The sequence below is a fragment of the Streptomyces sp. NPDC060000 genome (genome assembly GCF_042737375.1).
Classification (GTDB): Bacteria; Actinomycetota; Actinomycetes; order Streptomycetales; family Streptomycetaceae; genus Streptomyces.
On the sequence record NZ_JBHWUU010000005.1, the window covers coordinates 1 to 26321 of the forward strand.

General features: G+C 70.4%; 16 protein-coding genes and 1 pseudogene. 12 read left to right on the plus strand and 5 right to left on the minus strand.

The window, feature by feature from the left end; all coding sequences use genetic code 11:
* From ACFWBB_RS04455 to ACFWBB_RS04490, 8 genes and pseudogenes are all read left to right on the plus strand, one after another.
* Positions 1-2757: amino acid adenylation domain-containing protein (locus ACFWBB_RS04455; protein WP_385266829.1), on the plus strand; the 2757-nt coding region annotated here is incomplete at its 5' end.
* Positions 2758-2789: 32 nt separating this feature from the next.
* Positions 2790-3383 carry an adenylyl-sulfate kinase gene (cysC, locus tag ACFWBB_RS04460; RefSeq protein ID WP_385266832.1) on the plus strand — a complete coding sequence of 198 codons (594 nt, stop codon included), beginning with the start codon at positions 2790-2792 and terminating at the stop codon, positions 3381-3383.
* Complete coding sequence (gene cysD / locus ACFWBB_RS04465) at positions 3380-4354, plus strand: sulfate adenylyltransferase subunit CysD (protein ID WP_385266834.1); 975 nt, start codon at positions 3380-3382, stop codon at positions 4352-4354. Before cysC ends, cysD begins: the two co-directional genes overlap by 4 nt.
* The gene (locus ACFWBB_RS04470; protein WP_385266836.1) at positions 4354-5694 is read left to right on the plus strand and encodes a sulfate adenylyltransferase subunit 1; all 1341 of its coding nucleotides are present in this window, start codon (positions 4354-4356) and stop codon (positions 5692-5694) included. The genes cysD and ACFWBB_RS04470 overlap by 1 nt, the downstream gene beginning before the upstream one ends.
* 940 nt (positions 5695-6634) lie before the next feature.
* On the plus strand, positions 6635-8314 hold the full coding sequence (locus ACFWBB_RS04475; RefSeq protein ID WP_385266839.1) for a hypothetical protein: 1680 nt from the start codon (positions 6635-6637) through the stop codon (positions 8312-8314).
* A gap of 156 nt (positions 8315-8470) precedes the next feature.
* Positions 8471-10387 (plus strand): ABC transporter ATP-binding protein, encoded by a 1917-nt coding sequence (locus tag ACFWBB_RS04480; protein WP_385266841.1) that lies wholly within the window; start codon positions 8471-8473, stop codon positions 10385-10387.
* A 161-nt stretch (positions 10388-10548) separates the two neighbouring features.
* Positions 10549-10991 (plus strand): annotated as a pseudogene (locus ACFWBB_RS04485) (aldo/keto reductase); the annotation flags it as partial.
* Positions 10982-11704 carry a FadR/GntR family transcriptional regulator gene (locus tag ACFWBB_RS04490; RefSeq protein ID WP_385266844.1) on the plus strand — a complete coding sequence of 241 codons (723 nt, stop codon included), beginning with the start codon at positions 10982-10984 and terminating at the stop codon, positions 11702-11704. The pseudogene ACFWBB_RS04485 and the gene ACFWBB_RS04490, both read left to right, overlap by 10 nt.
* A gap of 206 nt (positions 11705-11910) precedes the next feature.
* On the opposite strand, the gene ACFWBB_RS04495 is transcribed toward ACFWBB_RS04490, so the two are convergent.
* Complete coding sequence (locus ACFWBB_RS04495) at positions 11911-13926, minus strand: non-reducing end alpha-L-arabinofuranosidase family hydrolase (RefSeq protein WP_385266846.1); 2016 nt, start codon at positions 13924-13926, stop codon at positions 11911-11913.
* 53 nt (positions 13927-13979) lie between these two features.
* Complete coding sequence (locus tag ACFWBB_RS04500) at positions 13980-15614, minus strand: glycoside hydrolase 43 family protein (protein ID WP_385266848.1); 1635 nt, start codon at positions 15612-15614, stop codon at positions 13980-13982.
* A gap of 469 nt (positions 15615-16083) precedes the next feature.
* Here ACFWBB_RS04500 and ACFWBB_RS04505 point away from each other — a divergent pair, with 469 nt between their 5' ends.
* Positions 16084-17730, plus strand: a complete 1647-nt coding sequence (locus ACFWBB_RS04505; protein WP_385266851.1) for a glycoside hydrolase family 27 protein — start codon at positions 16084-16086, stop codon at positions 17728-17730.
* A 281-nt stretch (positions 17731-18011) separates the two neighbouring features.
* On the opposite strand, the gene ACFWBB_RS04510 is transcribed toward ACFWBB_RS04505, so the two are convergent.
* On the minus strand, positions 18012-18260 hold the full coding sequence (locus ACFWBB_RS04510) for a hypothetical protein (protein ID WP_385266854.1): 249 nt from the start codon (positions 18258-18260) through the stop codon (positions 18012-18014).
* 315 nt (positions 18261-18575) lie between these two features.
* Between ACFWBB_RS04510 and ACFWBB_RS04515 the strand changes: the two genes are divergently transcribed.
* Positions 18576-20996, plus strand: a complete 2421-nt coding sequence (locus ACFWBB_RS04515) for a SpoIIE family protein phosphatase (protein WP_385266857.1) — start codon at positions 18576-18578, stop codon at positions 20994-20996.
* Positions 20997-21141: 145 nt separating this feature from the next.
* Here ACFWBB_RS04515 and ACFWBB_RS04520 read toward each other — a convergent pair whose 3' ends face one another.
* Together ACFWBB_RS04520 and ACFWBB_RS04525 are read right to left on the minus strand one after the other, a co-directional pair.
* Entirely contained in the window at positions 21142-22758 is a 1617-nt protein-coding gene (locus ACFWBB_RS04520; RefSeq protein ID WP_385266859.1) for a cation acetate symporter, read from the minus strand.
* Entirely contained in the window at positions 22755-23252 is a 498-nt protein-coding gene (locus tag ACFWBB_RS04525; RefSeq protein ID WP_385266861.1) for a DUF485 domain-containing protein, read from the minus strand. The genes ACFWBB_RS04520 and ACFWBB_RS04525 overlap by 4 nt, the downstream gene beginning before the upstream one ends.
* A gap of 274 nt (positions 23253-23526) precedes the next feature.
* Between ACFWBB_RS04525 and ACFWBB_RS04530 the strand changes: the two genes are divergently transcribed.
* Together ACFWBB_RS04530 and ACFWBB_RS04535 are read left to right on the plus strand one after the other, a co-directional pair.
* Positions 23527-24534: an NADP-dependent oxidoreductase gene (locus ACFWBB_RS04530; RefSeq protein WP_385266864.1), complete on the plus strand. Its 1008-nt coding sequence runs from the start codon at positions 23527-23529 to the stop codon at positions 24532-24534.
* A 432-nt stretch (positions 24535-24966) separates the two neighbouring features.
* Positions 24967-25764, plus strand: a complete 798-nt coding sequence (locus ACFWBB_RS04535; RefSeq protein ID WP_385266867.1) for a maleylpyruvate isomerase family mycothiol-dependent enzyme — start codon at positions 24967-24969, stop codon at positions 25762-25764.
* Positions 25765-26321 lie beyond the last annotated feature (557 nt).

A 26321-nucleotide genomic window follows, 5' to 3' on the forward strand; every position in this document is an offset into this window, starting at 1 on the left:
GCGGAGGCGGATGCCGAGGTGGTGCGGGTGGAGGACCTCGCCGGTGAGCTGGCGGCCTGCCCGGCCGGCCGCCCCGCCGTCCCCCTCCACCCCGACAACCCGGCCTACGTCCTGTACACCTCCGGCTCCACCGGCCGGCCCAAGGGCGCGGCCAACTCGCACCGCGCGATCACCAACCGCCTGCTGTGGATGCAGGACCGCTACCGGCTCGACGGCACCGACCGCGTCCTGCACAAGACGCCGATCGGCTTCGACGTCTCCGTCTGGGAGCTCACCTGGGCCCTGCTGACCGGCGCCCGGATCGTCATGGCCGACCCGGACGGCCAGCGCGACCCCGAGTACCTGGCGCGGGCCGCCGCCTCCGCGGGGATCACCACCACCCACTTCGTGCCCTCGATGCTCAAGGTCTTCCTGGACACGGCCGAGTCCGGAACCCGGCCGGCACTGCCCGCACTGCGCAGGGTCGTCTGCAGCGGCGAGGAGCTGACCGCCGAGGTGGCCGCCCAGTTCCACCGGCTGTTCCCGGAGGCCGAACTCCACAACCTGTACGGACCGACCGAGGCCTCCATCGACGTCACCGCTCACGAGGTGACCGCGCCCGTCCCGGCGGGCCGGGTGCCGATCGGCGCACCGATCCGCGGCGCGCGCATTCACGTCCTGGACGGGGCGTTGCGGGTGCAGCCGGTCGGTGTGGCCGGTGAACTGTGCATCGGTGGGGTGCCGTTGGCGCGGGGGTATCACGGCCGGCCGGGGCTGACGGCGGAGCGGTTCGTGCCGGACCCGTTCACGGCCGGTGGCCGGTTGTACCGCACCGGCGATCTGGTGCGGTGGCGGGCGGACGGCACGGTGGAGTATCTGGGGCGGCTGGACCATCAGATCAAGATCCGCGGGCAGCGGATCGAGCCGGCCGAGATCGAGGCCGCGCTGACCGGTCATCCGGCGGTGGACCAGGCCCTGGTCACCACCGCGCCCGGCACGGACGGCACCCCCGAACTCGTCGCCTACCTCAACAAGCGTGACCTGCCCGCCCAGAGCGCGGAGAGCGAGGGAACGCAGGTCGGCCGGTGGGGAGAGGTCTTCGACCAGATCTACCGGGCCGGCGACCAGCAGACCGAGGACCCGACCTTCGACATCTCCGGCTGGATCAGCTCGTACACCGGCCGGCCGCTCGGCGCGGACGAGATGCGCGAGTGGGTCGACTCGATCACCGGGCGGGTCCTCGCCCTTCCGCACCGAAGGGTCCTGGAGATCGGCTGCGGCACCGGACTGCTGCTCTTCCGGATCGCGCCGCACACGGACTACTACTGCGGCACCGACGTCTCCGAGGTCGCCGTCCGCGACCTGACGGCGAAACTGCCTCTGCTGCCCTCGGGTTCGGGGGAGGTGGAGCTGCTCCAGCGCTCCGCCGAACAGTTCGACGGGGTGCCCGACGCCGCCTTCGACCTCGTACTGATCAACTCGGTGGCCCAGTACTTCCCGAACGCCGACTATCTGGCGGAGGTCCTGACCAAGGCCCTCCGCGTGGTGCGCCCCGGCGGCAGCGTGGTCATCGGCGACGTACGCGATCACGCCCTCCTGGAGACCTTCCACGCCTCGCTCCAGCGGGCGCAGGCGCACGGCCAGGACGCCGACGAGAACACGGAGTCCTTCGACCAGGCCGTCGCCGACCGGGTGGCGGCCGACGCCGAACTCGTCGTCGATCCGCACTTCTTCACCGCGCTGGCCGCCGACCGGCCGGAGATCGAGGCCGTCTCGCTGCTGTCCAAGCGGGGCGGCCACCGCAACGAGTTGACCAAGTACCGCTACGACGCGATCCTGCACCTGGCAGGCGGCCCCGCGGAGTCCGCCGACGCCGTCACCGGCACGGATGCCCTCACCGCCACGGACGCCGACGCCGAACCCGAGCAGTGGCCGGCCGCACCCGTCGCGGACCTCGCCGCCAGGCTGCGTGCCGAGCGCCCCCGCAGCGTTGTCGTCGGGGCGGTCACGGACGAGCGGCTCGCGGCCGACCTCGCGGGACCGACGGGAGACACCCTCGATCCCTCCGCGCTCGAAGCCCTGGTGGCCGAGATGGGCTACCAGGTCGTACCGGCACTCCACCTCGAGCGGCGCGGACGCCTCGACGTCCTGATCACCCGCTCGGCGGCCCGGGCCCTGCGTCCCGTGCGCGAACTCCCCCTGACCGCTCCTGAGCAGGGCTGGGGCGCGTACTCCAACAACCCCATGGAGGCGGCCTGGCGCAGCTCCCTCGTGCCCGAACTCCGTCATCATCTGCAGTCCCGGCTGCCGGCCTCCATGATCCCGCGCCACTTCCTGGTCCTGGACGCCTGGCCCCTGAGCGCCAACGGGAAGCTCGACCGCAAGGCACTGCCGAAGCCGGGCACCGGCCGGGAGACGGGCACCGCCGTGTACGTCGCACCGCGTACCGACACCGAGCGAGCCATCGCCACCGTCTGGTCGGACATCCTCGGTGTCGCCCGCGTCGGCGCCCTCGACAACTTCTTCGACCTGGGCGGGCACTCGCTGCTCGCGACCAAGGTCGCCGCCCGCATCGGGGACCTCTGCGCCACCGAGGTCCGCCTCGGTGCCTTCTTCCAGCATCCGACGGTGGCCGACCTCGCCGCCCACATCGACGAGGAGGCGGCCACTCAGGTCACCCGCGCACCGGTCCGGCGGGCCGACCGCAGCCGCTACCGCGGAGCCAGGACGGCACCCGTCCCGGCCTCCGCAGCCCTTCCCGCAGAGGTGGAGGCCTGAGAACCGGGCCGAGCCGAACAAGGAGAACGATCATGACTGTGATCCAAGAGACCGTTCAACGCGCGCCGGCGCCCCCCGGCCCGCCCTGCTGCGGCTGTGGGGCGACCGTCTGGCTGACCGGCCTGCCCAGCTCCGGCAAGAGCACCGTCGCCCGGAACCTCGCGGCGCGGCTGCGGGAGGCCGGTCGGCGGGTGGAGGTACTGGACGGCGACGAGATCCGCCGCTTCCTCTCCGCGGGACTCGGCTTCTCACGCCAGGACCGGGATGCCAACGTCCGGCGCATCGGGCTGGTGGCCGAAGTGCTCGCGCGCAACGGCGTCCTGGTGCTGGTGCCGGTGATCGCGCCGTACGCGGACAGCCGGGAGGCGGCGCGCGAGCGGCACGCGGCGAGCGGCACCACGTATCTGGAAGTGCATGTGGCCACTCCGGTCGAGGTGTGCGCCGAACGCGACGTCAAGGGCCTGTACGCCGCACAGGCGGCCGGCGAGCTGTCGGGGCTCACCGGGATCGACGACCCGTACGAGGCGCCGGACCACCCCGACCTGCGCCTTCAGACGCACCAGCAGAGCGCCGGGGAGTCGGCGGACGCGGTGTGGGACCTGCTCGTCGAGAGGGGACTGGTATGACGACCGTCGTGCCGACCGCGGAGCCGACCGCCGTCGGGGCAGCCGACCGCACCGCGTTGCGCAGTGCGCTGCGGCTCCCGCCGCTGACCCACCTGGACGTCCTGGAGTCGGAGGCGGTGCACATCTTCCGCGAGGTCGCGGGGGAGTTCGAGAAGCCGGTGCTGCTCTTCTCCGGCGGCAAGGACTCCATCGTGATGCTGCACCTCGCCCGGAAGGCCTTCGCGCCCGGGCCGGTGCCGTTCTCGCTGCTGCATGTGGACACGGGGCACAACTTTCCGGAAGTGCTGGAGTACCGGGACCGTGTGGTGGACGCACATGGGCTGCGGCTCCATGTGGCATCCGTACAGGACTACATCGACCGCGGTGTGCTGAAGGAACGTGCCGACGGGACGCGAAATCCGCTGCAGACCGTCCCGCTTACCGAGGCGATACAGCGGCACCGGTTCGACGCGGTGTTCGGCGGCGGGCGCCGGGACGAGGAGAAGGCGCGGGCCAAGGAGCGGGTGTTCAGTCTGCGGGACGAGTTCTCGCAGTGGGATCCGCGCCGTCAGCGCCCCGAACTGTGGCAGCTCTACAACGGCCGGCACGCCGTCGGCGAACACGTTCGGGTGTTCCCGCTGTCCAACTGGACCGAGCTGGACGTGTGGCAGTACATCGCCCGCGAGGGCGTCGAACTGCCCGGGATCTACTTCGCCCACGAACGCGAGGTGTTCCGGCGGGCCGGCATGTGGCTCACGGCGGGCGAATGGGGCGGCCCCGCCGACGGCGAGCACATCGAACGGCGGCTGATCCGCTACCGGACCGTCGGTGACATGTCGTGCACCGGCGCCGTCGATTCCGACGCGACGACCCTGGACACGGTCATCGCCGAGATCGCCGCGTCCCGGGTCACCGAGCGGGGCGCGACCCGGGCCGACGACAAGCTGTCCGAGGCCGCGATGGAAGACCGCAAGCGCGAGGGGTACTTCTGATGACGACGACCGACATCGGCGCGACGGACCCGGCGGTGACAGCGTTCGCCCACCGGCCGGGGGCATCCGCCCCCACCGTGGTCGACACACTGCGGCTCGCCACGGCGGGCTCCGTCGACGACGGCAAGTCCACCCTGGTCGGCCGGCTCCTGCACGACTCGAAATCCGTTCTCGCCGACCAGCTGGAAGCCGTGGAGCGGGTCTCGCGCAGCCGCGGCCGGGACACCCCCGACCTGGCGCTGCTCACGGACGGGCTGCGGGCCGAGCGCGAGCAGGGCATCACCATCGATGTGGCCTACCGCTACTTCGCGACGTCCCGGCGCCGGTTCATCCTGGCCGACACGCCGGGCCATGTGCAGTACACCCGCAACATGGTCACCGGCGCCTCCACCGCCGACCTGGCGATCATCCTGGTCGACGCCCGCAACGGCGTCGTCGAGCAGACCCGCCGCCATGCCGCGGTCGGCGCCCTGCTCCGCGTCCCGAACGTCGTCCTCGCCGTGAACAAGATGGACCTCGTCGGCCACCGGGAGAGCGTCTTCGCCCGGATCGCCGACGAGTTCACGGCGTACGCGGCCCGGCTCGGCATCCCCGAGGTGACGGCCATCCCGATCTCCGCGCTGGCCGGCGACAACGTCGTGGAGCCGTCCCGGCACATGGACTGGTACGCGGGTCCCACCGTTCTCGATCACCTGGAGACGGTCCCCGTCGGCAGCCGCACCACCGAGGCGGCGGCACGCTTCCCGGTCCAGTACGTCGTACGCCCGCAGACCGCCGGCCTTCCCGACTACCGCGGGTACGCGGGCCGGCTGGACCGTGGCGTGCTGCACGTCGGCGACCGGGTCACCGTCCTTCCTTCCGGCCGTACGAGCACCATCACCGGCATCGACGTCCTGGGCCGGGCGAGTGATGTCGCCAGAGCCCCGCAGTCCGTGACCCTGCTCCTCGCGGACAGTCTCGACATCTCCCGGGGCGACCTCATCGCCCCGGCCGGCGCCGGCCCCGCCGTCACCCAGGACGTCGAAGGCACCGTCTGCCATCTCACCGACCGTCCGCTGCGGCCGGGCGACAGGGTGCTGGTCAAGCACACCACCCGCACGGTCAAGGCGGTCGTCAAGGACATCCCCTTCCGGCTGTCCCTGGACGATCTCACCCAGCACCGGGATCCGGGGCAACTGGTCGCCAACGACATCGGCCGCGTCGTGGTCCGCACCGCGGAGCCGATAGCCCTCGACCCGTACCGCGACTCCCGCTCCACCGGCTCCTTCCTGCTGATCGACCCGTCGGACGGCACGACGCTGAGCGCCGGCATGGCGGGGGAGGGGGTCGGCGGCTGCTGAGCGGAGGCATGGCGGGCGAGGGGACCGGCGGCTGCTGAGCGGGGGCCCGGCAGGGCGCACCTCGGTGCACGGCCCGCCCGCCTCGTCCACGTGCGGGAGCCGGTACGCAAGCCGGGCCCAGCCCTCGATCGGTTGAGCGAAAGGCGCCTGCCGGGCGAAAGCCCCGGCCAGGCGCCTTCCTTCGGGTGCCTGGAAGAACGCCAGCCTCTTCGCGAGTAGCTCACCAGCAGGTTCTTCGCCTGAGGCACAACTCTCGCTTCAGGCACCCGACTTCGGGTCCTGGCAGAACCCGGGTTTCAGCGGTCTGGAACAACAAGGGACATTCTTCGTCTCCGGGTGTGACGCCTTGCATGTGGTTGACCTGTGGAAATAGCCTCTGCCAAAGCCGGTGGAGGGTCGCCGGCCCGGGAATGGTCCGGATCATGGTCGGAGGCGCGATCCGGCTGATGTCCGTAGTCCGCTTGGGCAGGAGGCCCCAGTCCGGATCCTCCACCGATTCCGGAGCGGTTCAGTGCGTGATGTCGGCCTTCTGGTGCTGGCGCTGTCAGCAAGTTGCGCAGTCCGGGCAGCGTGGTTCAACGCTCACGCTGCCGCAGCGGGCGGGAGGCGAGCCGATACGGGCCTGCCGCGTGACGAACGTGGGCCGAAGAACCGGCCGCCGGGCGAGGTTCGCGCTGTTCGGCTCCCGGCATACTCCGTCACCGGGCGGCGCGACGGCCTCGGCGCCCCGACCGATCGGCGCGGGCGTCCGGTGGCGGCACGCGCGAGAGCCGGCCAGTGGGCAGAGACGCCGACGTGGTGCGCGATACGCGAGTGGGCGCGACAGACGGGAGAGGCCCGGCCGTGACGCCTGCGCGGGTCCGCGAGTTCCAGGAGCCCTCAGGGCCACGAATTCCTCGGCGGGCTTGTACAGCGTCCGTACCGCACCGGGAAAGCCAACATGCCCGTACAGTCCTTCATCCTGCCGGCCCCCGCCTCACTGCAACCACTGCCATCGGTACCGCGCCGGGAACGCCGGTCGCCCGGACCGGCGAGGTACCGCGTCCCGCTCCTCGCCATCGTCGCCTTCCTCCCCCTGTACTGGGGGTGGGACGCCGTACTCGCGACGGGCGGCGGTGACCTCGCCGCGCAGTACGCGTGGGCGGGATTCGTGAGCAGGCACCCGGACACGCCCTTCGGGCTTTTCTGGTTCGGCGGGACCCACACCGTCAACTACAGCGTGATATCACCGCACCTGATGGCACTGCTTGGTGTCCGTGCTGTCTCCGTGCTGTCCGGGGTCACCGCCACCTGGCTGCTGGCCGTACTGCTGGAGCGCACCGTTGCGCGTGGGTCGCTGTGGCCCGCGCTGGTCGGTGCGCTGGCCCTCTGGTACAACGTCGTGCTCGGCCGCACCACGTTCGCCCTCGGTCTGGCCTTCGCTCTCGCGGGCCTGCTCGCGGTGGCCGGCCGTGCGCCCCGGCCCGCCCGGCTTGCCGCCGCCGTGTTCGGGGCGCTGTTCGCGACCATGGGCAGCCCGGTGGCCGGGCTCTTCCTGCTGGTGGCGGGTGCTGGATATCTGGTCGCCCGGCAGTACGGCAAGTGTCTCGCCCTGACTCTCCCGCCCGTCGCCGTTGTCGGCTTGACGACCCTGCTGTTCCCCTTCCAGGGCGAACAGCCCATGGCCGCGGGCCGCATGGTCCTGCCCGTACTGCTGTCCGCCGCCGTGGTGTGGGCGTCCCCGCGGGAGTGGCGGGTGGTGCGGGCAGGCAGCGCCCTGTATGCCGCCGGGGTCGTCCTCACCTGGCTGGTCCCCTCCCCGATCGGCAACAACGTGGAGCGGCTCGCCGTGCTCTTCGCCCCCGCGGTGTTGCTCGCGGCCGCGCTGCACCGCCGCTCCGGAGCCACCCGGAACGGCGTACGTCGAACCCGTATGCGCGCGATGGCTCTGGTGACTGCTCTTTCCGTCTCCTATCTCTGTGTGACGTCGCTGACGCATCTGCGCAGCCCCGACCCGGTTCCGGGCTGGGTCACGCACACCGACGGAGTGCTCGCCGCGCTCGCCCGGCTGGGCGCGGACCGCGGCCGGGTCGAGCTGCCGACGGATCTCGACCATCGCGGGGCCACCCTCCTCGGCCCGCACGTCGAACTGATGCGGGGCTGGAATCAGCAGTTGGACGTGGAACGGGGACGCCTGTTCTACGAGGGCCACCTCGACGGGCCGCGATACCACGCCTGGCTGCGCCACTGGGCGGTGAGCTACGTCGTCCTGCACGACGGCACGCCCGATCGGTACGCGGAGCGCGAGACCGCTCTGATCAAGGAGGGACAGAACTGGCTGGAGCCCGTCTGGCACGACCGCTACTGGAAGATCTATCGCGTCCGCGACACTCTGCCGCTGGTCTCCGCCCCGGCCGAGCTGCAGCACGCGGGAGAGGCGGAGCTGACGCTGAGGATGCCTCGCGCCGGGACGAGCGTTGTGCGGATCGCGTACTCGCCCTGGTTGCGGGCCGAAGGAGCGTGCGTCAGCGCGGACGGCCCGTGGACCCGGCTGACCGCGTCCCGGGCGGGCGTGTACCGGCTGACCTCCGACTACACCGAAGGACCTGTCGACGAACGCGGCTGCCGGCCGGCAGGGTGAGGGATTTCCGTCTCCGCCGGGTACGCATTCCACTGGATACGTCCGTTGCGTACGCTGAACGCAGCAGTGTCCGGTTCTCGCCAGTCCGCGGTAAATGCCTGGACCGAGGACCTCCCCCGACGGGACACTTCCGACTTGCGAACCTTCGGGAGTGTGATGGGGACCACAGACACGCAAGGGCCGACGCCGGGCAGGAGCGCGGTCGTTCTGGCACTGCGCCGCTACGGCCGGGAACTGCTGCGACTGCGACGGCTGGCCCTGCCCGCGCTGCTGCTGCCGGCCGTGGGCAACATCGGCATCCGCTACGTCGCCCCCCTGCTGATCGCCAAACTGGCAGGACAGGCCGCCGACGACGGTCTCACCCTCAGCTCGGCGCTGCCGTACGTGCTGGGCTTCGGCGTGACGCTGCTGCTCGCCGAGGCGGTGTGGCGGGTCGGGCAGCACTGCCTGAACCGCGTGGACGCCCTCGGCATGGAACGCCTGTACGTGAGCGGCATGGACGAACTCCTCGCCAAGGACGCGGCGTTCTTCCACGACAACTTCGCCGGCTCCCTCACCAAACGGGTGCTGAGCTACGGCAAGCGCTTCGAGGACTTCGTCGACACGGTGACGTACCGGATCGCGGGCAGTCTCATCCCCCTGCTGTTCGGTGCCGTGGTCCTGTGGAGCTACGAACCGATGCTCGTCGCCGGCCTTCTCGTGATGATCGTGCTGACTGTGGTGGTGGCGACACCGCTGATCCGTCGCCGACAGAGGCTCGTCAACGACCGTGAGGCGGCGATCGCCCGGGTCTCCGGCCACGTCGCCGACAGCCTCATGAACATGGAGACCATCCGGGCGTTCGCGGCCGAGCGGCGGGAGGCCGACGAACACCGCAGCCGTGTCGCGGAATCCCGGCGTCTGACGCTGAGGTCGTGGGACTACGGCAATCTGTGCGTCGACACCCTGATCGCCCCCATGTCCGTGCTGACCAACGTGCTGGGCCTGTTGGTCGCCATCGCCTTCGGTGGCCCGGGCCAGGGAGTGGAGGAGGTCATCGTCGCTTTCACCTACTACTCCAACGCGACCCAGATCATGTTCGAGTTCAACCAGATCTACCGGCGTCTGGAAAGCTCGATGACCGAGGCGGCGCAGTTCACTGAGCTGCTGCTGGATCCCCCCACCGTGCTCGACCCGACGGAACCCGAACCCCTCGCACCGGGGGACACCGGCATCCGCTTCGAGGCGGTGACCTTCGCCCACGCGGGCGCGAAACCGATTTTCCAGGCACTCGACCTGGACGTGCCCGCAGGCGCACGGATCGGTCTGGTCGGCAGGTCCGGCGGCGGCAAGACCACACTCACCCGGCTCCTGCTGCGGATGTCGGACATCGACGACGGACGCATCCTGATCGGTGGGCAGAACATCAGCCGGCTGCGTCAGAGCGACCTGCGTTCACTGATCGCCTACGTCCCGCAGGAACCCGCCATGTTCCACCGCAGCCTGCGGGACAACATCGCCTTCGCCCGGCCCGGCGCCACCGACGAGGAGATCCACGCAGCGGCCGCGGCCGCACACGTCACGGAGTTCGCCGACCAACTCCCCGACGGCTTCGGCACTCTGGTGGGGGAGCGGGGAGTGAAACTCTCGGGCGGCCAGCGCCAGCGCGTCGCCCTCGCCAGGGCCATCCTGCGCGACGCCCCGATCCTGCTGCTCGACGAGGCGACCAGCGCGCTGGACTCGGAGAGCGAGCTCCTCGTCCAGGACGCCCTGTGGCGGTTGATGGACGGACGTACGGCCCTCGTGGTCGCCCACCGTCTGAGCACCGTCGCCGGCATGGACCGTCTCGTCGTCCTCGACCGCGGAAGCGTCGTCGAGCAGGGCACCCATGACGGGCTGCTCGCGGCGAACGGCGCCTACGCCAAGCTGTGGCAGCACCAGTCGGGCGGTTTCCTCGGCGAGAGCACCGAATCGGCCCCCGGACGCCCGGTCCCAGCAGCCGGTTCCAGCGGGCTGCCCGGGCCGCCCGACACGGCGCCGGACGGGGACCGCAGGACGTCGTCGCATGCTCGTACGACCACCGGGTCCACGTGACCGAGTCGGCGGGGGAGCGGGCTTGTCGGGGCGTCCCCCGAGGACCTCGGCCTGTCCGTCCCCGCCGTCGACGACCGGCTGAGCGGCATGCTGCGCGACGGGCCGGGCCGCGACAGCCTCGACGGCCCGCGCACGCTTCAGGTCCTGGCCGAACTCGGCGGATCCTGCTGGCCGGCCGCTGCACCCTCTTGGACCAGTCGGCGCTGGACGACGTCCTGCGCGCCGCGCACGAACTCGGCAGAAGAGTGCTGGCGGTGGGTGTGTTCAACTCGGGACTGCTCTCCCGCGACCGGCCCGTCGGAGGCCTGAAGTACGACTGCCAGGACGCCCCGCCGGCTCTGGTCGCCCTGGCTCGGGCGAACGCCGAGGTCCGCGCGGCGCACGGCACCACTCCGGCCGCGGCCGCGATCGCCTTCCCGTACACGCATCCCAGTATCATCGGCGTCACCCTCGGCATGCGGACTCCGGAACAGCTCGGGCGAAACGTGGAACTCATGATCAGCGGGTCCCGGACGGTCTCTGGGACGATCTTCGCACTCAGGGGCTGATCGGGGCGGACGTGCTCACGGGGCACGGTGGGGGGAGGGATGAGCGGTGTCTCTGACGGACAAGGCCATCGAGGAGATCCGTGAGCTGATCCGGACCGGTGCCCTGCCTCCGGGCTCCAAACTCCCCCCGGAGCCGGACCTGGCCGCGCAGCTGGGGCTGTCCCGCAACCTCGCCCGCGAAGCGGTCAAGGCGCTGGCTGTCGCGCGGGTCCTGGAGGTCCGGCGGGGCGACGGCACCTATGTGACCAGCCTCCAGCCGAGCCTGCTGCTGGAGGGGCTCGGCGGCGCGGTGGAACTCCTGCAGGGCGACTCGGTCGCCCTGCAGGACCTCATGGAGGTACGGCGGCTCCTCGAACCGATCGCCACGGCCCTTGCCGCCACCCGGATCTCCGACGCCCAACTGGCCGAGGTGAAACGGCATCTGGACGCCATGCGCGAGGCCCGCGACGACGTCGGAGAGCTCAACGCCCACGACGCCGCCTTCCACCGCGCCGTCGTCTCGGCCACGGGCAACGAGACCCTCCTCACCCTCCTGGAAGGGATCTCCGGCCGCACCCTGCGCGCCCGTATCTGGCGCGGTCTGGTCGACGACAAGGCCGCGGGCCGCACTCTCGCCGAGCACGAGGCGATCTTCAACGCCCTGTCCACCCGTGACTCCGCCCTCAGCCAGGCCGCCGCACTGCTGCACGTGAGCAACACCGAGCAGTGGCTGAGGGAACACCTGCGCTCCGGTGAACCGTTCCTCTTCGGAACGACAGCGCGGAAGTGACGGGCGGGCGCTGCCTGCCGCGGTGTCCCGCAACGCCGGCGGACGGTGCGGCGGCGAGCGCCGGCGGCAGCGAGGAGAGTGCTGCCGCCAGGGTGGGCAGTCTGCGGCGCATGACGGTACCTCGGTTTCTCACAAAGAGGCGTCCGGTGGTCGGCGGTGGGTGTGGGGAGCGCGCCCGTCGGAAGCGCTCCCCACGGCACGGTCCGTCAGCAGGTCGAGTTGGTCTGGGTCAGGAGGCCGAGCCGCCACGGGAGGAGGTTGTAGTCGCCGCCCGCGTTCGGATTCAGGCCCTGGTAGAGGTACTGGAGCCGGCATGAGGGAATGGTGAGTGTCTGGTCGTAGCCCGCGCGGATCATCTCGCCGTGGCTGACGTCCCGGGTCCAGGCGCCCGCGGGGAAGGTGACGTTGTTCGCCCGTGCGAAGGGATTGCTCTCGGATGCGGCGAGCTGCGTCCAGGAGCCGGCGAGGCTGGTGGCGGTCCAGGAGCGGAAGTAGCGCCGCCCGTCGGAACCGATGGCCTCGACGAGGAGCAGGTACTGGTTGCTGCCTTGCACCTTGTACACGTTGCTCGCTTCGAACAACGCGTTCTTGGAGTCCTGCAGCGCGATGACCGTGTTCGTGAACCCGTTCGGGAACTGGCCGACGGTCGTCTGGGACCGGTACAGGTGTCCGTTGTCGTCGGAGGAGAACAGGTAGCAGTTGGCGCTGTCGCAGATGACCCACATGTCGACCCAGTAGCCGTTGCCGATGTTCTGCCGGATGATGTCCGGCATCGACGAGTAGAAGTTGCGCGGAGCGCTCCACCCGTTGGGGTTGCTGATGTCGGGGTTCGTGGAGTACGAGGCGTTGCCGGTCTGGTAGACGAGGTACCACAGGCGTTGCGGCGCGTTGTAGAAGACCTGTGGCGCGGCCCGGTAACCGGACCCGATGGCGGTGCGGTCCAGGTAGTGGTGTGTGGCCGAGCCGGCCTGGGACCAGTCGCTGAAGCTCAGGTAGACCAGGTTGTAGCCGGAGGAGCTCGCGGTACTGGCGAACACGTGGTACTTGCCGTTGTACTGGACGACCGTCGGGTCCTTGATGCCGGCGATGTTGTGCGTCGAGTCCGGCTTGGGTGCGATCAGCGGGCCGCTGGAGCTCCACGAGTACCTGCTGGGCAGGGCGGCGGCGTCGGGGGCGCCGCGGGTGGTGGCGGGCGTGCCGCCCAGCGTCGTCAGCGCCGCGTTGTACGCCGCCTTCTTGTTGCCGTTGCGGTCGAACAGCAGCGGGTTCTCGCTGCTGCGCCAGGAGTCGCTGTCGCGGATGCCCCAGACGGTGATGCCGGTGCAGCGCGAGACGTTCATGCATGCCCTGACCGTGTTCGCGTACGCGGTCGGCGACGCCTGCGCGATGTCCAGTTCGGTGATCTGGACGTCCACGCCGAGGGCGGCGAAGCTCGAAATCGTCGTCTGGAAGCTGCCGGGAGGACCGCCGGCGCCGAAGTGGGCCTGGAGGCCGACGCAGTCGATGGGCACGCCGCGTGCCTTGAAGTCGCGCACCATGCGGTAGACGCCCTGGGTCTTGGCGGCGTTCCAGTCGTCGATGTTGTAGTCGTTGTAGCAGAGCTTGGCCGCGGGGTCGGCGGTCCGGGCCGTGCGGAAGGCCTCTTCCAGGAAGCCGTTGCCCAGCACGTCCCGGAAGACCGAGCTGCGGAGCTGGCCGCTGCCGCCGTCGGCGAAGGCCTCGTTGACCACGTCCCAGGTGTAGATCCGGCCCTTGTAGTGGCCGGCCACCGTGTTGATGTGGTTGTTCATCACGCTGCGCAGGGTGTTCGCGTCCCTGATGGAGCTGACCCAGCCGGGCAGTTGGGAGTGCCACACCAGGGTGTGGCCGCGCATGCGCTGACCATGGGACGTCGCGCGGTTGACGATCTGGTCGCCGGGGCCGAAGTTGAACGAGCCGCGGGACGGCTCGGTCGTGTCCCACTTCATCTCGTTCTCGGGTGTGACCATGTTGAACTCACGGTCCAGGATGCGGGTGTACGTGCCGTCGCCGAGCCGGCCTGCGGCCACGGCGGTTCCGAAGTACCGTCCGGACTGGGCCGCCTGGGCGCCCAGGGTGGAGGCCCGAACGGTGTCGGTCGGGGCGGGCGCACCGGTCGCGGTCCCGGGTGTCACCAGGACGGTCGCGGCCAGCAGGCCCAGGATCGAGGCTCGGCGACAACCGAGCCGTTTCAGCGGGTTCATGGTTCTCCTCGTGGGGTGGGTGGGGGGTTGAGTGGTGCGATCGGTGGACCTCTTCAGGGCGTGGTCAGCTCGAACCGTGCGATGCGCACCGAGCCGCCGAGTGCCTGGGTGGCGTGGTTGAAGAGGGCGAATCGGTAGCCCATGAAGAACCGCCAGTCGTTGCCCAGGGAGAAGGCGGGGCCGAGACGGGTGAAGGTGGTGCCGTCGGTGCTGTAGGAGAAGGTGCCGAGGCGTCCGGTGCCGGGACGGATGTCCGCGCTCGCGCGCAGCCAGACGCGGCCGCCCGACACGGCCGCGCCCGCGACCTCGGTGCCGGTGCCGGTGGTGTTCCAGTTGGTGTCCATGGTCAGCCCGTTGACCATGGAAACCCGCGTCCCGGCGCCGTCGCGCTTGACGCCGATCCAGGCGGAGGAGTCACGCAGCAGCGCGAGTCCGGCCCGGTCGCCGTCCCGCATCGCCGTGTGGTCGAGCTGGACCGTGGCGGTGGAGGTGGGGCCCTGGATGCGGTGCGTGAGGGTGTTGCGGGCCCAGTAGAGATCGTTGGTGACGGTCGCGGTCCGCAGGGTCAGGCCGTTGTTCACCGACCATCTGGTGTTGTCCGGGTTGTGGTTCCACTCCCAACTCGGTTTGAGGGCTGTGCCGTCGAAGGTGTCGACGCCGATCATGGGGGTGACCTGCCGGGGCGGGGGAGGCACGGCTGGGCTGGGATAGGTGGAGCCCCATGCGCCGTTGGCGAGTTGGACGACGGGCCAGCCGTCGGGGGTCCAGGTGACCGGTGCCAGGGCGGGCATCCGGCCACCGGGGTAGGCGTCGACGAAGGCCATGTAGTACCAGGCGCCGTTCTGCGTCTGCACCAGCCCGCCCTGGTGCGGGACGCCGCCGCCGGGGATCGGCCCGCGCAGGTCGAGGAGGACCTGCCGCATCGTGTACGGGCCGAAGGGGCCGCTGGACGACTTGAGGATGTACTGGCCGTTCGCGGGGCGGGTCAGGAAGATGTAGTACTGCCCGTTGATCTTGTAGAAGCGGGAGCCCTCGAGGGTGCCGACGCTCGGCGGTGTGGTGAACACCTGCTGTGTGCGGACCTGGTCGCGGCCGTCGGGCGAGAGCTGGGCCACGTTGATGGTGGTGTTGCCGTACGCCACGTAGAGGGTGTCGTCGGTGTCGACGAGCAGCCCCGCGTCGTAGTAGGGGGTGCTGATCGTCGTGAGTCTGCTCCACGGCCCCTCGGCGGCGGTGGCGGTGTAGACGTACGTCCGGGCGAAGTCGATCTGGCCGAGCCAGTAGAAGGTCCGGTTGCTCGGCCGGTAGGCCAGCGACGATGCCCAGATGCCCCGGACGTAACCACGGGCGCCGTTCAGGTCGTACTTGGCGCCGAAGTCGAGGACGGGCACCGAGTGGCCGGCGATCTCCCAGTTGACCAGGTCGTACGAGCGCAGGACGGGTGCGCCCGGCGAGTAGTGCATCGTCGAGGCCGAGGCGTAGTAGGTGTCACCGACGCGGATGACGTCGATATCCGCGAAGTCCTGCCAGATCACCGGGTTCGCGAAGGCCGCCGCGGTCGCGAGGGCCGGTCCTCGGGCGGAAGCCGTGCCGGGGGCCGCTTCCGGAGGAAGCAGGGCACCGACGGCCAGGCCGGTGGCGGCCGTCAGTGCGCGTCGACGGGGCCAAGATTGATGAGTCCATGACATCTGCACGTGTGGCGATCCCCTTCCGTGGCCCAGCCGTTGGTGGCTGGAGTTGTCCGGAGGTGCCCTGCTGGTTCGCGCGGAGCGGCTGCTCGGTATACGAAATGTCGAACATGGATCGGCTTGTCGAGCATTCTGGATGATAGGGGGCCGGTGAATCCCGTCAATACCTCTCGCATGAATCGTCTGTGACTTCGAAACATTCGAAGAGGTTTGATCCCATGTCGCTGCCGGTCGGTTGCCCGGATGGTGCAGATCCGCCACCTTCCGCACGTCAGGATGGCCGGATCGTGGAGCCAGTGCGGTGATGGGTGTTGACATGTTCGACGGCCTCCCTAGTATCCGTGAGGCCTCAGTTTCCGATTGGCTCACGAAATTTCGAACCCCCCATCCTTCTTCTGGCAGTGTCATGGACGTGACATCGATCTTCGCGTCACCCGCCCGTGGCACCCTTCCGCGAAAGGAGCCCTTGGTGCCCAGACGGTCAGGCGGACGACTGTTCCGCCTCCTCGCGACCATCGTGCTGACGGTCACCGCGTCCGTGACGGCTTCCGCTCACTCCACTGCTTCGGCAGCGCCCGGCAGCCCGGCGCTCACTCCACCGTTGGGCTGGAACAGCTGGAACAGCTTCGGGTGCGGGGTCACGGAGGCGCAGGTTCGCCAGGCCGCCGACGCGATGGTGTCTTCGGGGATGCGGGACGCCGGTTACCGGTACGTGGTGGTCGACGACTGCTGGTTCGACCCGCAGCGTGACGCGGCGGGCAACCTGCGGGCCAACGCGGCCAAGTTCCCGAGCGGGATGAAGGCGCTCGGGGACTACATCCACGGCAAGGGGCTGAAGTTCGGCATCTACCAGGTGCCGGGCGAGCGTACCTGCGCGCAGTCCAGCGGCGCCTATCCCGGGTCGACGGGCAGCAGGGGGCACGAAGCCCAGGACGCCGGCACGTTCGCCGCGTGGGGTGTGGACTACCTCAAGTACGACTGGTGTTCCTCCAGTGGCACCCGTGACGAGCAGGTCGCACGGTTCACGGTGATGCGCGACGCACTGCGTGCCACCGGGCGGCCGATCGTCTACAGCATCAACCCCAACAGCTTCCACGCCATCACAGGCGCCACGTACAACTGGGGCGAAGTCGCCGACCTGTGGCGGACGACCGAGGACCTGCTCGACGTCTGGCAGAACGGCAACACCAACAGCTATCCGATGGGCGTCGGCAACGTCCTTGACGTCACCGCGCCACTGGCGGCGCAGTCGGGTCCGGGGCACTGGAACGACCCGGACATGCTGGTCGTGGGCCGTCCCGGCCTGTCGCTGACCGAGTCCCGCTCACACTTCGCCCTGTGGGCGCTGCTGGCTGCCCCGCTCATGGCCGGCAACGACATCCGCACCATGTCCGCCGACGTGAGCGCGATCCTGCGCAACCCGCGTCTGCTGGCGGTGAACCAGGATCAGCTGGGCGCGGGCGGGCGCAGGGTGCGCGACGACGGCAGCACCGAGGTGTTCGCCAAGCCGCTGTCCGACGGCTCGGTAGCGGTGGGCCTGTTCAACCGGGGAGGCGGCACCGCGGCGGTCAGTACGACAGCAGCTCAAGTCGGCTTGTCCGGCGGGCCGTTCACCCTCACCGAGCTGTGGACCGGCGGCACGTCGAGTTCGGCGGGGCAGATCTCGGCGAGCGTCCCCGCGCACGGCGTGGCCGTGTTCCGGGTGAGCGGTGGCAGCCCGTCGGCCGCCACTACTTCGCGGCTGCGCGGCAACGGTTCCGGCCGCTGTGCGGACGTGGACAACGCCTCCACCACCGCCGGGGCGACAGTACTGCTCTGGGACTGTCATACGGCCGCCAACCAGCTGTGGACCACGTGGGCCGGCGGCGAGATCCGCGTCTTCGGCGACAAGTGCCTGGACGCCTACGACCAGGGCACCACCGACGGCACCCGTGTCATCACCTGGCCCTGCAACGGCCAGGACAACCAGAAGTGGTCCGCCGGTTCCGACGGGTCGATCCGCAACGTCCACGCCGGGCTGTGCCTCGACGTCGACCGGTCCGGCACCGCGAACGGGACCCCGCTGGTGCTGTGGACCTGCAACGGCCAGGCCAACCAGAAGTGGACCCGCGCGTGAGCAACCGCGGCTTCAGAAGGGGAGGTTCACGATGACGAGGACAAGATCCCTCTTTGTTCCGCCGCGGTCGCGGTGGTGGTCGTCCTGAGCATGGGAGGCACGGCACTGGGCCGCGGCCAGGGCGAGAACACCCCGCGCGGTCTCCGCCACGGCAGCCGCATCCGCCGGCGCCGCCGCCCCCACCGCGGGGTGCGGCAAGGCTCCCGCCCTGGCGAGCGGGACGCACACGATCCAGAGCGGCGGCAAGCACCCGGAACTTCATCCTGCGCGTCCCCGACGGCTTACGACCGCAACCGCGCCCACCGGCTGGTCTTCGGGTTGCGCAGCGCGTCCTCGTACGTCTTCATCTCCGGGTCGGCGGGTCGGCGGGTCGGCGGGTCGGCGGCCCACTGCGGGTCGGCGGGGTCCTTGAAGGAGGACCGCGAAAGGAATTCGGCCCGGCGGCGAAGTGAGCCGGCGGGGGCGGTCCGCGTCGATGCCTCGACATCCGTCGGCCCTCCGCCCGTCGGCCCACCGGCCCGTTGCCTCACCGGCTCACCGGCCCGTCACCGGGGACCGCCCTCGACCCGTCACCGTTCCGGAGCCCTGCCTGTGTGCCCCATACGTGGACGACCCGGCGACTGCCGGGCAAGGCGGCGCCGGACCGGGCCGCCGACTGTGGAGGAGGTGGTCGCTGTCCGATGGACGCGAAGGAGCCACACCAGGCGCGGCGTCCGAAGACCCGCTGACAGCGGACCGTCGGGCCTGCGTGAACACCCGCGCCCGCCGCGGCGGCCGCGCGCGCGGCCCCACCGGGTTCACTAGGCTTAGGTGTATCAGCGGGTCAGCCGGCGGTGGAGATGCGGATGACGGAGCTCAGCGCAAGCCACGACGATCCGTTCGCCCCGCGCCTCGCCGCCCTGGCGGTGCTCGACGACCGGGGTGCCGTGGTCGGCTGGAACCGGCGGGCGGAGGAACTGCTCGGCCATCCGGCCGCAGCCGTGCTCGGCCGTCCGGCCTTCGAGGTCCTCGTCGACCCGCGCGATCTGCCGGCCGTCAGGGAGGCCGCCGCGAGTTGCCGCGGAGCCGGCGGTTGGTTCGGAGTGCTCAAGGTGCGGCACCGCGACGGACGGTTTGTGGAGATGGGACTCAGGGCCCAGACGTTCTCCCGCGACGACCGGGTCCGCGAGTGGCTTGTCGCCGGATCTCCCGCGGCCGACGTCCTGGACTGGCAGCGGGATCGCGCGATTCTCGACGGGTTGTACCACCAGTGTCCGATCGGCCTGGTCGTCCACGGCCCCGACCTGAGACTTCTCCGGGTCAACCGGGCCATCGAACGTTTCACCGGCGTACCGGCAGCAGATTTTCGAGGCCTGCCGAGCGGCTACATGCTCCTTCCCGACGACGCGCGCAGAGCCGCGGACCGTGTACGCCAGGTGCTGGAGACCGGGCGGGCGTTGATCTACTCCGAGCAGTTCGCCCGCCTCGAGCTGGACCCGGCACGCGAGCGGGTCGCACTGGTCTCGTCCTTCCGGATGGAGGACCCCTCCGGCCGCGTCCTGGGCGTGGCCGAGATGATCGAGGACATCACCGGACGCCACCGGGCCCAGCGTCGGCTCGCGCTCCTCGACCAGGCCGGCAGCCGTATCGGAACCACGCTCGACGTGGCAGAGACCGCCCGGGAACTCGCCGAGGTGATGGTGCCGCACCTCGCCGACCATGCGTCGGTGGACCTGCTTCAGCCGGTCACATGCGGTGAGGAACCGGCTCAGGCGCTGCCGGGACCTGTGGTTCGAGTGGGGACCTGCGGCGTCGGCGCGCAGCAGCCCGGCCCGCCCCACGGCCAGGGCGCGCCCGTGGAGTTCGCACCCGACACACCCCAGTCAAGGTGCCTGGCCGAAGGGCGGCCCGTCCTGGAACCGGTTCTGCCGTCCGACTCGGTCTCGACCGAAGGCCTCCTGGGGTCCCACGCCCCGGAACTGGGCGCCCACTCGCTGATCGTGGTACCTCTCGCCGCTCGTGGCCTGGTGCTGGGCGTGCTGACCCTGTGGCGTTCGCGCCGCCCCGATCCCTTCGAGGCGGACGATCTCACCCTCGCCCAGGAACTCGGCTCGCGCGCCGCCGTCGCCATCGACAACGCCCGGCGCTTCACCCAGCAGCAGCAGACCGCGTTCACCTTGCAGAGCAGCCTTCTGCCCCGGACGGTTCCGGACCAGTCGGCCGTCGAGGTGGCCCTGCGGTACCTGCCGGCCAGCGCGGCCCCGGGCCTGGGCGGCGACTGGTTCGACGTCGTTCCCCTGTCCGGGGCTCGGGTCGCCCTCGTCGTCGGCGACGTGGTGGGACGCGGCATCCACGCCGCTGCCACGATGGGCCGGCTGCGTACCGCCGTACACACGCTCGCCAGCCTCGACCTGGAGCCGGACGAGGTCCTCTCCCGCCTGGACGACCTGGTCACCCTGCTGGCGGCCGAACAGGAAGCATCCGGCGAACGGCCCGTGGGCGAGCAGGTCATCGGCGCCACCTGCCTGTACGCCGTGTACGACCCTGTCTCCCGGCAGTGCTCCGTGGCCCGCGCCGGCCACCCGCCGCCGGTGGTGACCGCTCCGGATGGACAGGTGGCCCTGCTCGACCTGCCCGCGGGCCCACCGCTCGGCCTGGGCGGCCTGCCGTTCGAGGCCCGCGAGATCGACCTGGCAGCGGGAAGCCTGCTGTGTCTGTACACCAACGGGATCATCGGCGAACGCCACATCGATGCAGACCTCGGCCTGAGCAAGCTGTGCGCAGCGCTCACCCGCCCTGCGGACGAGCTGGAACGGACATGCCAAGCCGTGGTGGACTCGCTCGTGCCCGCGCGCCCCAGCGACGACATCGTGTTGCTGATAGCCCGCACCCGCATGCTGCCACCGGAGGACGTCGCCACCTGGCAGCTGCCGCTGGAGCCCGCCGGCGCCGCCCGGGCGCGGGCGTTGACCTCCGCGAAGCTGACCGAATGGGGTCTGGAGCACTTGGCGTTCAGCACCGAGTTGATCGCCAGCGAACTGGTCACCAACGCCTACCGGTACGCCACCGGCCCTGCGACCCTGCGGCTGATCCGCGAACGCTTTCTGGTGTGCGAGGTCAGCGACACCAGCCACACCGCCCCACACCTGCGCCGCGCCCGCACCACGGACGAGGGCGGGCGCGGCTTGTTCCTGGTGGCCCAGATGGCCGACCGCTGGGGCACCCGCTACACCCGCGAAGGCAAAACGGTGTGGACCGAGCAACCCCTGGCCGCCACGCTCACCTGACCGTGGCCATGCGGCTGCCGACTCGCACAGCGGCATGCGTGTCGGCATCCGACCGCCATGCAGGCCCCGCGGGGGGCCGTGGGCCCTTGGGCGGACTGCGGCGGCGGCACCGAGGCCGTCTGCCCGGTCCGCCCCGCCACCCGGGTCATTCGGCTGCGGCGAGCAGACGTGCCTCGCTCTCCTCGTACAGCTGTCGGCTCTCCCGGCTGTCAGCGGCGCGGCGCCGGTGGTCCAGACGGCTGCCCAGCCAGCCCGCCAGGTAGCCGAACGGGATGGACACCAGTCCGGTGGACTGCAGGGGGAACCAGTGGAAGTCGGCGTTCGGGAAGACGGCGGACGGCGTGCCCGAGACGGCCTTGGAAAAGACCATCAGCACCAGCGCGCAGGCCGCGCCGCCATAGAGGGTGGCGAGCAGGCCGGTGCGCGTGAACCCCTTCCAGAACAGGGAGTAGGTCAGCGCGGGAGCCACCGCGGACGCCCCGATGCAGACGGCCAGAGTGGTCAGCACGCCGACGTCCCAGTTCTGGACCAGGGCGGCGAGCCCGATGGCGACGGTTCCCACGGCCACGCTCGTCCACGCCGCCACCGTCATCTCCGTACGCGGCTCCGCCTGTCCCCGCCGCGCCGCGTGGGCGAACAGGTCGTGGGCGAGCGACGAGGCCGCCGCCAGGGTCATCCCCGCGACCGAGGACAACAGGGTGATGAACACCATTCCCGCCACGGCCGAGTAGAGAATCGTCGCGCCCACGGAGGCGGGGGCCCCGCCCAGCACCTGCGACAGCATGAGCACCGACGTCCTGCCGTGCGGGTCGGCCGCGATGATGGACCGCGATCCCACCAGGGCTGCCGCGCCCGTACCCACGATGATCACGAGCAGGCAGAAGGTGGTGACCGTGCCGACGGCCCACGACATGGAGCGACGCACGGCCGGCACGTCCTGCGAGGAGTACAGACGCATGGTGATGTGGGGCAGGCAGGCCACGCCGAGGACCACGGTGACCTGGAGACCGACGAAATCCAGCCGGTCGGCGGCCGAGGTGCCCAACTGAAGGCCCTGCTGAAGGAAGGCGGGGCCCGTGCCGCTGCCGTGCTGGGCGGCCCTGAACAGGTTTCCGGGATTCCAGCCGAAGCGGTTCAGGACCAGGGCGGCGACGACGACGCTGGTGCCGAGCAGGATGACGATCTTGATCATCTGAAGGAGCGCGGTTCCCCTCATACCGCCGAGCGCCGCGTAAATGATCATCAAGCTGCCGACGATGACGATGCACGCCGTCCTGGCGCCCGCCCCGTGCGGCATGTCCAGGATGAAGGTGAGCAGCGACCCGGCCCCGGAGAGCTGGACGACCAGGAAGGGCAGGGTCGCCGCAAGTGTCACGACGCAGGAAGCGATGCGCACGGCCCGCCCGGGCATGGTGCGGGCCAGGACGTCGCCCATGGTGAACCTGCCGGCATTGCGCAGAGGTTCGGCCAGCAGGAACATCAGCAGCACCAGAGACAACGCGGTGCTGACCGTGAGGACATAGCCGTCGTATCCGGCGAGCGCGATGATGCCGGTGGTGCTCAGCACCGTGGCCGCGGAGATGTAGTCGCCGGCGATGGCCAGGCCGTTCTTGAACGGGGTGAGCGAGAGGTAGCCGGTGTAGAAGTTGGTCAGATCGTCGCGGTCCGGTCCCGTCATCACGCACATCATCAGCGTGACGGTGACCAGGGCGGTGAAGAGAACGAGGACGGTGGCCTGCGACCCGGAGCCGACGTCGGTCATCTCGCCACCCCCGCGGGCCGGCCGGCCGCCCGCTCCCTGACGGCGTGGGCCAACGGGTCCACCGAGCGTCGTGCGCTGCGCCCGTACGAGAAGACCGCCGCGAAGGTGACGACGAGCTGAAGGATCCCCAGGGCCATCCCCAGGCTCAGCTCCCCGGTGATCCTGGCCCCCGTCAGCCCAGGTGCGTAGCAGGACAGCACCACGTACACCACGAAGGAGCCGAGTGCGGTGAACGTCGAGACCCGGCGCAGGACGCGGTAGGCCGAGCGAAGGGCGGCGAGGTCGGCGCCGTGCCGATGCGTCTCGTGCGCGTGCGGTTCGTGCCGGGCGGCTTGCCCGTACCGGTCGTACGGGGAGTGGTCAAATGCGGCCGGGGAGGGCTCCTGTCCCGGATCCCGCCCGTACGACTCGTACCGAGGGGCGTGGCCGTACGGCTCGGTCCACGGCTGCGACCATTCCGGCTGCGGGTACCGCCTGTCATCGGGATATGTCATCGCGTGGCCTTCCGGTGTGGCTCGGATCCTTGGGGGGGAGGTGGCGGAGGAGGGTGCGGCGGCGCACGATACCGACTGGTTGGAATGCTGGACGAGCCTGCGGGAGGTCACGTTTTGGGCTCGACGTGGCATCCGGTGGGCGGCGTCGGTCGACGGCTCGACGACCTGCGAACCATAGGCAGCCGACGGGCGGAGCGACCTGTGGCACATATCACGGCAACCGACCTACCTACTGGTCGGTATGGTCAGGTGAGCCGCAACGACAGGAGGCGCGATGTCCGCGACCAACCGCCAGATCCGTCTGGCAGCCCGCCCCGTGGGCGAGGTCGAACCCGATGACTGGGAGCACTGTGCTGGGACCGTCGACGAACCGGGCCCGGGCCGGTTCGCGGGCCGCACGCGCGTCATCTCCCTGGACCCGGCGATGCGGGGCTGGCTGGACGACCGGCCCTCCTACCTGCCGCCGGTGGGCATCGGTGAGGTGATGCGCGCCGGATCGGTCATCGAGGTCACCGCCTCCGACCACCCTGACTTCCAGCCCGGTGATCATGTGGTCGGCACCTTCGGCGTCCAGGAACACGTGGTCTCCGACGGTAGGGGCGCCATGAAGATCGACACTTCCCTCGCCCCGCCCTCGACGTATCTCGGCGCGCTGGGCATGCCTGGAATGACCGCCTACTTCGGCCTGCTGGACGTAGGGGCGCTGAAGGACGGCGAGACCGTCGTGGTGTCGGGGGCGGCCGGCGCGGTCGGCACCATCGCGGGTCAGATCGCGAAGGTCAAGGGCTGCCGGGTGGTGGGCATCGCCGGAGGGCCGGAGAAGTGCGCGTTGCTCACCGACGAACTGGGATTCGACGCTGCGATCGACTACCGCGTCGACGACGTCAGGAAGGCGCTGCGCCGGCACGCCCCCGACGGCATCGACGTCTACTTCGACAACGTGGGAGGTGACATCCTCGACGCCGCCCTGACTCGGCTGGCGATGCACGCGCGCGTCGTGGTCTGCGGTGCGATCAGTCAGTACAACAACGCCACCCCGGTCAAGGGCCCCTCGAACTACCTGTCACTTCTGGTGCGCCGTGCCCGGATGGAGGGATTCGTCGTCTTCGACCATGCCGAGCGCTATCCACAGGCCGCGCAGGACATCTCCGCCTGGATCGCCGACGGCCGCATCAAGGTCAGGGAACACGTCGTGAGAGGGAGCGTGGACGACTTCCCCGAGGCGTTGCAGATGCTCTTCCGTGGCGAGAACGTCGGCAAGCTGGTCCTCGAGCTGGCATGACGGCCGCCGGGAGCGGGGCCGTGCTCCCGGGCAAGGTGGTGATCGTCACGGCCGGTGCCGGCGGACTGCGCCGGCACCTGTGAAGGAAGGGTCGCGCGCCGGTGGGCTACCGTCGCGCGCCGGGGGCGACCTCGACGGCGTGGTCTTCGGCACCCATGCGGTGCTGCCGACGCTGCGGCCCGCGGCGCCGGGGCGATCAATCATCAATCATGGCGGACCCAGTGCTGCGGATCGTCACGGGCGACGGCACCGGGGGCGCTGGTTCATGCAGGCCGGCCGCGAGCCGGAGCCGTTCAGTTGCCGAAACAGGCGCGTCCGAACGTGCCCCGCGCAGTACCGGGCAGCTCGCCATCTGTGGTGAGCTGCCCGGTGCGGCCGGACCGCCCGAGCCGTCCGGCCGACCCCGCAGCTTCTCCGAAAGGCATGTCCACGATGAGCACATCCGATCGCACCGACCACGCATCCGTTGTCACCCCGGTCGATCACCGCACGGCGGTCGCGGCGGAGACCGCCCGGTTCGTCGCAGCGGTCAAGGGCGCCGACCTGGCCACCGCGGTGGCCGGCTGCCCCGGCTGGACGCTCGCCGACCTGGTCAAGCACACAGGCAGTGTCCAGCGCTGGTTCTCGGCCCTGTTGCGGGCACGCATCCAGGAACCCCCGCGCAAGCGTGAGGTGGATTTGCGGCTCCCGGAGCGGGAGGACGGATACGCCGACTGGCTGGGCGAGAGCGCGACTGTGGCCGCGGACGCCTTCGCGGCCACCGACCCGTACCTGCCGATGTGGGCGTGGGGCGCCGACCAGCACGCGCGCTTCTGGGTACGTCGCATGCTCTTCGAGACGCTGCTGCACCGGGCCGACGCCGAGCTCGCGCTCGGCCGCCAGCCCGCCATCGACCGCCGGGTCGCCGTCGACGGGATCGACGAGTTCCTCGTCAACCTGCCTTTCGCCACCTTCTTCGCTCCCAAGGTCGCCAACCTGCGGGGCCCCGACAAGACCATCTGCTTCCGCACCACCGACGGGGACGATGCCTGGCTCGTCCGTCTGAAGCCCGACGGCTTCGGCCTGGACACGGCCCACCCGACCGCGGACACCGCTGATGCGACCGTCCGGGGAACCGCGGCCGACCTGCTCCTGCTCGTCTACGGGCGCCTGCCCTACGAGGCAGAGGCCCTCGCTCACGAGGGGGACGAGGACCTGCTGGCCCACTGGTTCGCGAACTCCGCCTTCTGAAGCCCGACGGGTGCTCGCGACCGGTCCGACAGCGGGTCAGGGATGCCAGGAGACGGTCTGTTCCGAGCTGTCGCGGGCAGGTGCATGTCTACGACACCCGTACCGGAGCGACCGTCGCCACCCTCCGACTCGGTGCCGGCACGAGCTTCTTCAACGACGCTGCTCTCACCCCGGGCGGTGCCCGGTTCACCGACTCCGACGGCTCCGGAGGGTCTTGCCGGGTGCCCTCGCCGCGTCATGCGTGAGGAGAAACGCGAGTTCGGGACGGTCCCGCGCCACAGCGGGTGGGTTCGCGGCCGCGGCCCCGGTGTGCACCGCACCCACGTGATGCCCGAATTCGTTGACGGGGGCGTCCAGCCGAGGCGAAACAACCGTGGGCTCAACCGCGGATCTGGTCCCTGACTGGTCCGAAAGCACTCGTCGGGAGAGGTACAGGTGCAGGAGTGACTGGGAGTCGGCGCGCAAGCCGGGATCAGGCGAGAGCGGGCTGAGCGAAAGGCGCCTGACGGATCGCCAGGTCAGGCGCCCTTTCGCAGGCGTCTAGAAGAAGCCCAGCT